Below are 12,785 nucleotides of genomic sequence, written 5' to 3'. Positions count from 1 at the left end.
CGTCCGATAGCGAGTTAGGGGAGTGCAAGTGGCGCGGTTCGGGTCATTCAGCAAGGGCGAGTCCGTGCACCCGTTGGTGGGTTCGGCCGACGCGATGCGGGCGGTGCTCGCGGCCCTTCCGGCCGTCATCATCGTCGTGGACGACAACGGAGACGTCGTCTGGCGCAACGAGCTCGGCACCAAACTCATGACCCGCGTCGCCACCGAGCGGGGACCGGCGGCGCTGCAGGCGCTGCGGGACACGTTCAAGAAGGTGGTCAAGGAGGTCACCGACTTCCCGTACACCGAGACCCGCAAGATCGAGGGCGGCGAGATGGACGTGTACGCCGAGGTCATCGTCGACCGCATCCCCGGCGGCGGGTACGTCGCGACCTGGGGTGACGTGACCGCCCGGGAGCACTCCGCCGCGGTGACGTCCGAACTCGCCTCCGACCTCGACGGCGCGGTGCACTCGCTCAACAACCTGGGCGACCACCTCGCGGCCGCCTCCGGCGACACCGCCGAGCAGGCGCACCTGATCTCGCAGGGCTCCGCCGAGATGACCGAGAGCATCCGGGAGATCTCGTCGCGGGTCAGCGCCGCGGCCGCCGACACCGGCGCGGCCGTGGAGTCGGCCCGCAACGCCGCCGAGACGATGGTCCGGCTGCAGGAGTCCAGCCGCCAGATCAGCGACGTCACCAACCTGATCACCTCGATCGCCGACCAGACCAAGCTGCTGGCGCTCAACGCGACCATCGAGGCGGCCCGGGCCGGGGAGAGCGGCAAGGGCTTCGCCGTCGTCGCCGGTGAGGTCAAGGACCTCGCCGCGCGCACCGCCGAGGCGACCCAGCAGATCATCGCGATGGCCGACGCCATCCAGGGCGAGAGTTCGCAGGTCGACGGCGCGATCGCCGGCATCGTGGAGCTGATCGACCGGGTGGCCGAGCAGCAGACGATGATCGCCGGGGCGATCGAGGAGCAGACCGCCACCACCGCCCAGATGTCCGGCGGCGTGCGCTCGGTCGCGGAGTCGGTCCAGGCGTCGGCGCAGGCGGCGGAGACCGTCCGCGCGGCGGCCGGGGCGATCAGCGGCCAGGTGGAGCGGCTCGGCCAGGTCGTGGTGAGCCGGGCCTGGTGACCTCGCCGCCACGGCGGCGCGAAAATTCTTGGATCATGGGTGCACATCCGCAGGGTCCGCGTACGTCTTCATGGATGTGACCTTCGAGCAGTTCGCCATAGCCCGGATACCGAGCCTGTTGCGCTACGCGATCGTCCTGACCGGCGATCGTGACCTCGCCCAGGACATCGTGCAGGAGGTGCTGGCCCGGGCCCAGGTCAAGTGGCGGCGGATCACCGGCGCCGACTCGCCCGAGGCGTACGTCCGCCGGATGGTGCTCAACGAGTACCTCTCCTGGCGGCGTAGCTGGGCGGCGCGCAACGTGCACGCCGTCGGTGAGCGGCTGGTGGAGCTCGACGACGCCCGGGGCGGGGCACCCGACCACGCCCAGGGCGTCGTGGACGCCGACGCGCTGTGGCACCGGCTGGCCACGCTGGGCCGCAAACAGCGCGCGGTGCTCGTGCTGCGCTACTACGAGCATCTGGACGACGACGCGATCGCCGAACTGCTCGGCTGCTCACCTGCCACGGTGCGCAGCCACGCCTCGAGGGCACTGAAGAACCTCCGGCTGTCGTCGGAGCGACCCCACATGATCCACGCCCAGGAGGCGTCGTGACCCACCTTGAAGAGCAACTGCGCGGGGCGTTCGAGGCCCACGAACACCCGACTCCCGACCCGGGGGCGGTCTACGCCCGGGTACAGCAGCTGTCCCGTACGTATCGGCGGCGCCGTCGTGGCGTCCAGGCCGCGGGCGGTGCCGTGCTGGGCGCCGGCCTGATCGCGGGCGCCATCAACCTGCCCACCCTCCTGCCCGGCCGCCCCGCCGACGGGGTGAGCATCGTGCTGCCCGCCGCCGCGCCCTCGGCGTCGGCGTCCAGCGCGCCGTCCGGGGCCGAACTGCAGCGGGAGTTCGACGCCTACTTCTCGGCCGGCTACGACTACGACGACGCGGTGAAGCTCGCCAAGCTGTGGAACTCGACGGGCGACATCGGCTCGGTCAAGGCCGAGGCCGGGCGGCGCCTGCTGGCGGGCCAGACCCTGCCGTTCGCGCCGACCCCGGGTGGTGCCGTCACCAGTGCGCCGCCCAGCAGGGAGCAGTCGCAGCTCGACGCGTTCTTCGGGGCGGGCTACGACTACAACGACGCCGTGAAACTGGCCAAGTTGTGGCGTCTGCCCGATCCGTACTCGGCCAAGGTGGCCGCGGGCAAGCGGCTGCTGGCCGGCGAACCCCTGCCGATCAAGCCGTGACCGCACGGCTGCACCGGCGAACCGGGTTCGAGATCGAGCTGATGGCCCCGCCGGGCCGCAGCCGGCGCACCCTCGCCCGGGAACTGGCCCGCCGGTACGGCGGCTCGGTGCGCCCGGTGTGGCATCACGACAGCGAACCGTCCCTGGTCCCCGGCCTGGGACGGTTCCTGCACCTCACCCAGGGCTTCGAGGTACGCGACGGCGGCGGCGCCCCGCTGTGCACGCTCGTGGACGACGTCACGCTGCTGGCCGACCTGGACCCGCGGGCCCCCGCCCGTCCCGGCTGGTTCCGGATCCTCAGCGACGACCCCCGGCTGACCCGGCTGATCGCGGCGCACAGCGATCCCGGCGGCACCCTCGACGCCGCGCTGGAGGCGACGGCGCGGCTGTGGCGCAGCCCGGTGCAGCGCCACGGCGACGTGTACCGGCTCGACGACCCGGCCGGCGTGACGATCGCGCTGGCCGCCCCGCTGGGCGGGGAACGCGAGCGCCCCTGCGAGATCGTGACCCCGCCGCTGACCGGCGACCACCGGGCCGCGCTGGAGCGGCTGCTCGGCCCGGCCCGCGACCTCGGCTTCACCGTTGCCCGGGAGGCCGCGGTCCACCTGCACGTCGACGGTGCGCCGTTCCGGTCGGCGCCCGCCCTCGCGAACCTGATCCGGCTGTTCGCGCACTGGCGGGAGCCGCTGCGCGCGCTGCTGGGGACAAACCCGGCCTGCCGCCGCCTCGCCCCGCTGCCGCACGCCCTGGTCGCGGCGGCCGACGGCGCCCCGACGTACGGGGATCTGCGCCGGGCGGCGGCCGACGGCGGCCTGACCAAGTTCTTCGACGTCAACCTGACTCAACTGCTGACCGACACCCCGGTGCGGGACACGGTCGAGGTGCGCATCCTGCCCGGGGCGATCGACGCGGACGCCGTGCTCGACCGGGCCGGTGTGGTCGAGCTGCTGCTCGAACGCTGCCTCGACCCCGTACCGTTCCCGGCCGCGCCCGCCGATCCGGCCGCCGCGGTGTCCGCGCTGATGGAACACGCCGCCGGGGTGCTGGCCGCCCGGCCCGGCTGATTCCGCACCGGTGGTGGGGGTCACGGAAACCACCGGAGGGAAATCGTCCGCTGTGGCGGGCCGGGTCCGATAGGCGTGATCGTGTCCGCACGCTGCGTGGATCAGCACCTCATCCAGCGCGTGCGCACCGGTCCCATCCCCCCAACGGGCCACTCCGGCGTTCCCGCCGGGTATGAAGGAGAACTCCCCGATGAATGCTGTGACGATGCGGTTGCGGCAGCTCACCAAACCCGGCGTGACCGCGCGCCTGGCCGTCATGATCCTGCTCGCGTTGACGAGCATCGTGGCCGTGGTGATCTCGTCGCTCGTCACGACCCGCGACAGCCTCATGGCCGAACGCAAGCTGCAGACCCGCCATGTCGTCGAGGCCGTCACCGGCGTCGTCAACGGCTACATCGCCAAGGAGGCCACCGGCGAGCTGACCCGTGAGCAGGCCCAGCGCCAGGCCATCGCCGCGGTGCGGACCCTGCGCTACGCCGGCGACAACTACCTCTGGATCAACGACATGACCCCGCGCATGGTCATGCACCCGATGAAGCCCGAACTCAACGGCCAGGACCTGACCGGCAACACGGACCCGACCGGCAAGCACCTGTTCGTCGAGATGGTCGACGTGGTCAAGGCGGACGGCGCGGGCACGGTCGAGTACTACTGGCCCAAGCCCGGCAAGAAGGACCCGCAGCCAAAGGTGTCCTATGTGCAGGGCGTCCCGAACTGGGGCTGGGTCATCGGCTCCGGCGTGTACGTGGACGATGTGGACGCCGCAGCCGCCGCGCAGGCCCGCACCACGGGCATCGTCGGCGCCATCGGCCTGCTGCTGCTGACGGTCACGGCGTGGCGCATCGTGCGCCGCATCTCCTCGGCGATCGGCCGGATCCGGCGCACCCTGCAGCGGGTCGCCGCGGGCGACCTCACCGCCCGCGTCGACCTCGACGGCAACGACGATCTGGCCCGCATGGCGGCCGCCGTGGACGCCGCCGTGGCCAACAACCGCGCCGCCATCGGGCAGTTGCACGACGCCGCCGAGGCGGTCGCCGCCAACAGCGCCCAGCTGGAGGCCGCCAGCGCCGAGATCAGCACCGTCACCGCGGACACCGCGCAGCAGGCGAAGCGCATGAACGCCACCGCGGAGGGCGTCGCCGTCCAGGTCGGCACCATGGCCAGCGGCGCAGAGGAGATGCACGCGTCCATCGCCGAGATCGCCAGCAGCGCCGCCGACGCCGCCCGGGTCACCGCCGACGCGGTCACCGCCGCGGACTCGGCCAGCGCCACGGTTTCCCGGCTCGGTGCCTCCAGCGCCGAGATCAGCGACGTGATCGCGCTGATCGACTCCATCGCCAAGCAGACCAACCTGCTGGCCCTCAACGCCACGATCGAGGCGGCCCGCGCCGGTGAGCAGGGCAAGGGCTTCGCGGTCGTCGCGACCGAGGTCAAGACGCTGGCCAACGCGACCGCCGAGGCGACCGCGGAGGTCGCCGCGAAGATCACCGCGATCCAGGAGGACACCGGTTCGGCGGTCGAGGCGATCGGCGGGATCACCGCCGTTATCGACAAGATCAGCGACTACCAGATCACCATCGCCGCCGCCGTGGAGCAGCAGGAGACCACGACCAACCTGCTGTCCAGCGGCACCGCCAGCACCAGCGGTCAGGTGTCCGACATGAACGCCGTGATCGGGGAGGTGGCCGGAGCGGCCGGCTCCGCGGCCACCCACGCCGAGCAGGTCAGCGTCGCGGCGGCGGAACTAGCCGAACTGGCCGGTTCCATCCGTACGCTGACCACCCGGTTCACGGTCTGACGGCGGGCGGCGCCTACCGCACCCTCCCCCGTGGGGTGCGGTAGGCGGGTGGTGATGGCGACCCCCCACCCGGGTGGCAGGCCGAAGGTCAGGGGTGAAGACGGCGACCGGCCGGGCCGGGACGGCTACCCTGATGCGCATGTGCCGCAGGGGCCGATGATGAGCAGCGAGGCACGCGCTGGGGAGCCGTCTGCGGACGTCGTGGCCCTGATGGAGGCGGATCCGCACGGCTGCGCGCTCGCGACGGCGGTGCGCGACGCCGGCGGCGGCATCGTGGACTTCACCCTCACCTACCTCAACGAGGCCGGCTGCCGGTTTCTCGCCCGGCCCCGCGCCGAGCTGGTCGGGCGGACGTACCGGGAGCTGTGGCCGGAGACGGTCACGGACGGCACGCTGCCGCTGTACCGGCGCGTGGTGGAGCAGCGGGTGCCGGCGGTCCGGACGGTGTACTACGACCGGACGAACCTGACCGGTCATTTCGAGATCCGGATCGTGCCGTTCGGGGACGGGTTCGTGGCCCGGTTCGTCGACCTGAGCAAGCTGACCATGGGGTCGCAGACCGAGGGCGGAACCCGACTGTACGACGCGCTGGACGCGGCGTTCGACGGGTTCACCCTGCTGCGCGCCGTCCACGACGACTCCGGCATGATCATCGACTTCGTCTGCGACTACACCAACTACATCGGCGCCAAGCTCGCCGGGCGCACCGTCGAGGAACTCATCGGGCACCGCATCGTCGCCGACTTCTCCGGCGATGGGGAGGTGCAACTGTTTCCGTACCTGCGGGAGGTCGCCGAGACCGGCGAGATGTGGCACCAGCAGATCACCGCGCCGAGCACGGCGCCGGTCTGGGAGCTCAAGGCCGTCCGGGTCGGCGCCGGGATCGTCGCGGTGTCGTACCGCGACGTCACCGAGTCGGTGGATTACCAGCGCCAGCTCGAACGCAGCGCGGCCCAGGCCAGGGCGGCGGCGTACTGGACAAGCGCGTTGCAGGCCGTCACCGCCGCGCTGGTCGCCGCGAGCACCGCCGAGGAGGTGTACCAGGCGATGGGCACCGTCGTGCGCCCGTCCGCCCGCGGGCACGGCCTGGCCGTCCTGTTGATCGAGCATGGCCGGCTGGTCCTGCGCTACCACGCCGGGTACGAGGAGCACGTCGTGGACCAGCTCAGCGAGCTGCCGATGACCCACCCCTACCCGGCCACCATGGTCGCGGCCACCGGGCAACCGCGCTACCTGTGCTCCCCGGAGGAGTTCGCCGCGGCCCAGCCCGACCCCATGCGCGCCATCTCCGGTGGCGGCCGCCACGCGTGGGCGTTCCTGCCGCTGAGCACCGCCGGGCAGGTCCTCGGGACCCTGGTGATCGGGTACCGCGAGCCCCGCCAGTTCGACGACGACGAGCGCGCCAACCTGGTGGCGTTCAGCGGCCTGGCCGCCCAGGCGTTGCAGCGGGCCCTGCTCTACGAATCCCAGCTGTCGATCGCCGCGGACCTGCAGCAGGCGCTGCTGCCCGACCCGCTGCCGGCCCTCGACGGTGCCCGCCACGCGGTGCGCTACCTGCCCTGGACACGCGGCGCCGACGTCGGCGGCGACTGGTACGACGTGATCCACATCGACGCCGACCGGGCCGCGGTCGTCATCGGCGACGTCGCCGGGCACAGCTCCCAGGCCGCCGCGACGATGGGGCAACTGCGCAGCGCGCTGCGCGCGTACGCCGCCGACGGGTACGGCCCGGCGGACGTCATGCGCCGCGCCAACGAGCTGCTGCTGCGCTACGAACCGGACGCCATGGCGTCGTGCTGCTATCTGGAAGTCCACCTGCGGGACCACACCGCGATTGCGGTCCTGGCCGGTCACCCGCCGCCGATCTGCTGGGCCGGGGGAACGGCCGAACCGTTGGATCTGGAACCGGGACCGCCGCTGGGCATCCGGCACGCCGAGTACGTGGATGTCACCGTGCCGCTGCCCGCCGGGTGCAGCCTCGTGCTCTACACCGACGGCCTGATCGAGGACCGCCGTTTCACCGTCGACCAGGGACTGGCGGAGTTGTGCGACGCGGTGTCGTCGGCCCCGACGCAGGAACCCGGCGGCCTGCTGGACCACATTGTCCGCGCCAACGTCGGCCCGCACCCCCGGACCGACGACGTCGCGATCCTCGTCCTCACCATCGACCCGGCACCGACCGACAACTGACCGGAGGGCTGCGTCGTCCCGTCATGCCGGTTCGGCCGCGATGATCCGCTGCACCGCCGTGTTTCTTGGGTACGTTCCGAGAAGACGCCCGGTCGTGGCGGGTCCGGTCCGCTGGTAGGCCCTCCACCCGCCGTGCCGGTCCTGGTGGATCCAACCGACAAGGACGCCGTCGAGGCGAACGGCGAACCCGCCAAGCGGGCTGCGGACGAGATCGACCCCAGCGGGGAGGGCCGCGTCGTGCGGCTCCGGGAGACGATCACCAGGTGCCGCGCTCACGCGGAACCCGTCGTGTCTGCCGTGACGATCTGTTTCCGGGCGTACGCGATGAGTCGGAGAGCTGGCAGCGTGCGCATCCGTCCTCCTTGGTCGATTGTGGACGCGGTGCCGACACCCCTCGGGGTCCTGCGCGCCCACCAGTCGCGGTGGTTCACTGGAACCACCGTGGCGCAGCGACGGCAGCGGGTCAGCGTTGCTTCACTGCGGCACGTGGTGCGGCAAACGGTTGCGGCAACCCCGGAAGGGATTCAGGTGGACGGTCTGGACGGTGCCGCCCTGCGGCAGCTCCGAGAGAAGGCGCACGTCAGCCAGGCGACCGTCGCCCGGGAAGCCGGGGTGTCCGTCGGCCATATCAGCCGAGTCGAGACCGGCAGCCGGGCAGTCTCCCCGGCGGTCGTCACCGGCTACGAGAGCGCTTTGAAGGTCCGCCTGCGTGGCGCCGCTGTGCCCCACCGGGAACCGGACGGGGCTAGGCTGGCGTCGTACGGAACCGGTGAGGAAGCGGACACCATGAAACGACGCGCGTTCACCGCCGCTGTCGCCGCGATCGCAGCGGGAGGGCCGCTGGGGGAGCCGGTCAGCAGGGCTGTCGCCGCGCTGGGGTCGGCCACGATTCCCCACCGTGTCGGCCTGCCCGATGTCGTACAGGTGGAGCAGGCCGCCGACATGTTCACCACCTGGGACCTGCGTTTCGGCGGGGGCCTGGCGCGGGAGATGGCCCGTACCCAGCTCCGCTGGGCGGTCGGGCTGTTGCCTGCGCACATGAGCCAGCCGGTCCGTGATCGGCTCAATTCGGCGGTCGGCAGTCTCGCCGAACGCGCCGCATGGTCTACTTTCGACGCCGGTGAACAGGATGGTGCCCGTACCCTCTTCAAACTGGCGTTGTACGCCGCGACCGACGCCGACGACAGCGATCTGCGCGCTCACATCCTGTCCGACGTCGCAACGCAGCAGTTGTACCTCGGATCGCCGCACGAGTGCCTGAAGATCATCCGCATGGCCGAAGGCGACGACCGCGTCAGCCCGGCCGTACGCTTCGCGCTGCACGGCGTCAAGGCGCGCGCGTTCGGAGCCCTGGCGGACGCGGACGGCACGCGGCAGCAGATCGGCCTCGCCGAGGACGCATACGCCGACGTGACTCCCGAGACCACGCCCGAGTGGATGACCAGGTTCCTGAACGACGCTCACGTCGACAGCGTCACCGGCCAGGCCGCGTACTCGTTGGCGGCCGCGACCGGTGCCTTCAGCGACGACGCCGGGGAACGCCTGAGCCGAGCCGTACGCGGCTTCACCGGTGGCCGTGCCCGCGCCGTCGCGCTGTGCGCGACCCGCCTGGCCGCGCTGCATTTCCGGGCCGGGCATCTGGCGGAGGCCGACCGTGCCAGCCGGGTCGCCCTGGCGGCGGTGCCGGGCCTGCGCTCGGCCCGCATCACCAGGGATCTGCGATCGATGCGCGCCGCCGCAGCCCGCCACCCTGGCGCCGGAGCGGTCACCGCCGACATCGACCAGGCCATCGCCTGCGCTGCTTGAGCGCGAAAGGTCGGACTGACGGGGAGGTCCTATCGGGTCAGAGCCATCCGACGGTGGCGGGATTTTCGGCGGCGCGCGGCCGAAAGGTCTGTCCATTGCGTTTCGTGCTGGACCTGTGGCCTGTGGCCTGGACGTTTACCGTCAGCGCTCCATGATCACCACGGAGGGTCGCCCCGATATGTGAGACGGCTCTCAGGCGTCCCGGCCGGTTGCCGATCGCTGTGGCACATGGCCGGGGCGTCCGGTCTCGTCACGGGGGAGCACGGAGATGGCAGGTCTCGCAGGCTGGGTCGGCAACCGCAAGGTGTCGACAAAGGTTCTCACGGTCGCCGCGGTGGCGATCGCCGGCACGGTGGTCACCGGAGCGGTGAGCCTCGCCGGGATCAGCGGCCTGCAGAGCACCCGTACGCAGGAGCTCAGCCGCGCCGTGCCGTACATCAACGAGCTGAACTCGGCCGCGCTCGCCGCCAAGGCGGCGGCCAACGACGAGCGGGGCTACCTGATCGCGGGTGACACGAAGTTCCGCGACGAGGCGCTCGGTCGCCAGAAGACGGTCAACGTGGACCTCGCCGGGGCGCGTTCCCGGGGCACCGCCAGCGAGCGGGCCACCATCGACGAGATCCAGAAGGCGATGGACGCCTGGTTCGCCGCGCTGCAGGCCGAGTTCACCACGTACGAGAGTGACCACGAGGCCGCCGTGAAGGCCGCCTTCGGCCCCAACCGGGAGCTGCGCAAGACGTACGAGACCAAACTGGCGGCCGAGATCAGCCGGGCCAACGACGCGCTGGTCGCGGGCAAGGACTTCGACGCCACCGTACGGGCGACCCGCTGGTCGATCGGCGTGGTGTTCGCGATCGCCGTGGCGCTGGCGGTGCTGCTGGCGCTCTTCATCGCCCGGCAGATCGTCGCCCCGCTGGGCCGGGTGTCGCGGGTGTTGCAGGCGGTGGCCGACGGCGACCTGTCCCACGACCCGGACGTCAACCAGAAGGACGAGCTGGGCAAGATGGCCGACATGCTGCGCCAGGCGATCGGAACTCTGCGCCAGACGGTCACGGAATTGTCCGAGCATTCCACCACGCTCGGCGGAGCCGCCCAGAACCTGTCGGACACCAGCCGGCACTGCGTGACCGACGCGCAGGAGGGTGCCCGCCAGTCCGCGGCGGTGGCCGACTCGGCGGCCACGATGTCGACCAACATCCACACGGTGGCGGCCGGCGCGGAGGAGATGGGTGCGTCGATCCGGGAGATCGGGCAGAGCGCCACGCATGCCGCCGGTGTGGCGGCGCGGGCGGTGGAGGTGACGGCGGACACCTCGACGGTGATCGCGCGGCTGGGTGAGTCGTCGACCCAGATCGGCAATGTGGTGAACGTGATCACGTCGATCGCGGAGCAGACGAACCTGCTGGCGTTGAACGCGACGATCGAGGCCGCGCGGGCCGGTGACATGGGCAAGGGCTTCGCGGTGGTGGCCGGTGAGGTGAAGGATCTGGCGCAGGAGACGGCGCGGGCCACTCAGGACATCGGTCAGCGGGTCGCGGCGATCCAGGAGGACACGGCCGGCGCGGTGGCGGCGATCGCGGAGATCAGCGAGATCATCGGGCGGATCAGCGAGTTCCAGACCACGATCGCGTCGGCGGTCGAGGAGCAGACCGTCACGACCAGCGAGATGACCCGCAACGTCACCGAGGCCGCCTCGGCGGGCGGCGCGGTCGCCCAGACCATCGACGACGTGGCGGGGGCGGTGGGCCGGATCAACTCCCGGGTCGACGGCGCCAGCCAGGCGGCGGGGCAGCTCGCCACGATGTCGGCGGACCTGCGCCGCATCGTGGACCGCTTCCAGCTCTGACCGCGCACCCGGCGTTCCCGAGCGGCGTCTCGTGAACGCCGGGTGAATTCTCTCAGCCACGTGCCGGGAGGGTCAGCCCGCTGCGCTACCTGCCGATCGCTGTGAAACGAGACCGGGTCCATCCGGTCGTCGGTCACGGGGGAGCACGGTAGATGGCAGGTCTGGCTGGGTGGGTCGGCAACCGTAGGGTTTCGACGAAGGTTCTCACGGTCGCCGCGGTGGCGATCGCCGGCACGGTGATCACCGGCGTGATCAGTCTGGCGGGCATCAGCGGCCTGCAGAGCACCCGGACTGAGGAGCTCAACCGGGCCGTGCCGTACATCAACTACCTGAACAGCGCGGCGCTGGCGGCCAAGGCGGCGGCCAACGACGAGCGGGGCTACCTCATCGGCGGGGACGTGAAGTTCCGCGACGAGGCGCTGGGGCGCCAGCAGAAGATCAAGGAGGCACTCGCCGGCGCACGCAGCCTCGCGCAGGGGGCCGACCGGGCCACCATCGACAAGATCCAGAAGGCCACCAGCTCGTGGTTCGTGGCGCTGCAGGCCGAGTTCACGATCTATCCCAGTGATCACGCCGCCGCGCTGACCGCGGCGTTCGGCCCCAACCGGGAGCTGCGCAAGGCGTACGAAGCAATGTTCTCGGCCGAGATCGCCCGGGCGAACAAGGCCCTGGTGGCGGGCAAGGACTTCGACGCCACCGTGACCGCCACCCGGACCTGGATCGCCGTGGTCTTCGCGGTCGCGGTCGCGCTGGCGGTGCTGCTGGCGCTCTTCATCGCCCGGCAGATCGTCGCCCCGCTGGGCCGCGTGTCGCGGGTGCTGGAGGCGGTGGCCGACGGCGACCTGTCCCACGACCCGGACGTCAACCAGAAGGACGAGCTGGGCAAGATGGCCGACATGCTGCGCCGGGCGATCGGCACGCTGCGCCAGACGGTCACGGAGCTGTCCGACCATTCCACCACCCTGGGTGGAGCGGCCGACGGGCTGGCAGAGGGAAGCCGGCAAAGCGTCGCCGACGCGCAGAACGGCGCGCGGCAGTCCGCGGCGGTGGCCGACTCGGCGGCCACGATGTCGACCAACATCCACACGGTGGCGGCCGGGGCCGAGGAGATGGGTGCGTCGATCCGGGAGATCGGGCAGAGCGCCACGCATGCCGCCGGTGTGGCGGCGCGGGCGGTGGAGGTGACGGCGGACACCTCGACGGTGATGGCACGGCTGGGTGAGTCGTCGACGGAGATCGGGAACGTGGTGAACGTGATCACGTCGATCGCGGAGCAGACGAACCTGCTGGCGTTGAACGCGACGATCGAGGCCGCGCGTGCGGGGGACGCGGGCAAGGGCTTCGCGGTGGTGGCCGGTGAGGTGAAGGATCTGGCGCAGGAGACGGCGCGGGCCACTCAGGACATCGGTCAGCGGGTCGCGGCGATCCAGGAGGACACGGCCGGCGCGGTGGCGGCGATCGCGGAGATCAGCGAGATCATCGGGCGGATCAGCGAGTTCCAGACCACGATCGCGTCGGCGGTCGAGGAGCAGACCGTGACGACCAGCGAGATGACCCGCAACGTCTCCGAGGCCGCCTCGGCGGGTGGCACGGTCGCCGAGACGATCGACGCCGTTGCCGCCTCCATGCGGCGGATCACCGCGGGTCTGGGCGACGCCGACCAGGCCGCGGGTCAGCTCGCCACGATGTCGGCGGACCTGCGCCGCATCGTGGACCGCTTCACGCTCTGAGCGTGCG

9 protein-coding genes are annotated in these 12,785 nt (G+C 71.6%); all 9 read left to right on the top strand.

The features are described from left to right. The first annotated feature begins 28 nt into the window (after positions 1 to 28). The 9 genes from EV385_RS35860 (at position 29) to EV385_RS31735 (ending at position 12,778) form a co-directional block, all read left to right on the top strand. On the top strand, positions 29 to 1,117 hold the full coding sequence (locus EV385_RS35860) for a methyl-accepting chemotaxis protein (protein WP_130512789.1): 1,089 nt from the start codon (positions 29 to 31) through the stop codon (positions 1,115 to 1,117). 70 nt (positions 1,118 to 1,187) lie between these two features. Then, positions 1,188 to 1,712: a SigE family RNA polymerase sigma factor gene (locus EV385_RS31770; RefSeq protein WP_130512788.1), complete on the top strand. Its 525-nt coding sequence runs from the start codon at positions 1,188 to 1,190 to the stop codon at positions 1,710 to 1,712. Beyond that, positions 1,709 to 2,344, top strand: a complete 636-nt coding sequence (locus EV385_RS31765; RefSeq protein WP_130512787.1) for a hypothetical protein — start codon at positions 1,709 to 1,711, stop codon at positions 2,342 to 2,344. Before EV385_RS31770 ends, EV385_RS31765 begins: the two co-directional genes overlap by 4 nt. Next, positions 2,341 to 3,408 carry an amidoligase family protein gene (locus EV385_RS31760; protein WP_130512786.1) on the top strand — a complete coding sequence of 356 codons (1,068 nt, stop codon included), beginning with the start codon at positions 2,341 to 2,343 and terminating at the stop codon, positions 3,406 to 3,408. Before EV385_RS31765 ends, EV385_RS31760 begins: the two co-directional genes overlap by 4 nt. Positions 3,409 to 3,598: 190 nt before the next feature. Then, complete coding sequence (locus EV385_RS31755; protein WP_165449674.1) at positions 3,599 to 5,206, top strand: cache domain-containing protein; 1,608 nt, start codon at positions 3,599 to 3,601, stop codon at positions 5,204 to 5,206. A 159-nt stretch (positions 5,207 to 5,365) separates the two neighbouring features. After that, positions 5,366 to 7,396, top strand: a complete 2,031-nt coding sequence (locus tag EV385_RS31750; RefSeq protein WP_165449673.1) for a SpoIIE family protein phosphatase — start codon at positions 5,366 to 5,368, stop codon at positions 7,394 to 7,396. 528 nt (positions 7,397 to 7,924) lie between these two features. Beyond that, the gene (locus tag EV385_RS31745) at positions 7,925 to 9,202 is read left to right on the top strand and encodes a helix-turn-helix domain-containing protein (RefSeq protein WP_165449672.1); all 1,278 of its coding nucleotides are present in this window, start codon (positions 7,925 to 7,927) and stop codon (positions 9,200 to 9,202) included. A 268-nt stretch (positions 9,203 to 9,470) separates the two neighbouring features. After that, the gene (locus EV385_RS31740) at positions 9,471 to 11,048 is read left to right on the top strand and encodes a methyl-accepting chemotaxis protein (RefSeq protein ID WP_130512782.1); all 1,578 of its coding nucleotides are present in this window, start codon (positions 9,471 to 9,473) and stop codon (positions 11,046 to 11,048) included. 152 nt (positions 11,049 to 11,200) lie between these two features. Further along, entirely contained in the window at positions 11,201 to 12,778 is a 1,578-nt protein-coding gene (locus tag EV385_RS31735; protein WP_130512781.1) for a methyl-accepting chemotaxis protein, read from the top strand. The last annotated feature ends 7 nt before the right edge of the window (positions 12,779 to 12,785 follow it).

The organism is Krasilnikovia cinnamomea, from assembly GCF_004217545.1.
GTDB classification, from domain to species: Bacteria; Actinomycetota; Actinomycetes; order Mycobacteriales; family Micromonosporaceae; genus Actinoplanes; species Actinoplanes cinnamomeus.
The sequence above is the reverse complement of the archived record's forward strand: the minus strand, read 5'-3'. Positions and strand labels throughout refer to the sequence as shown.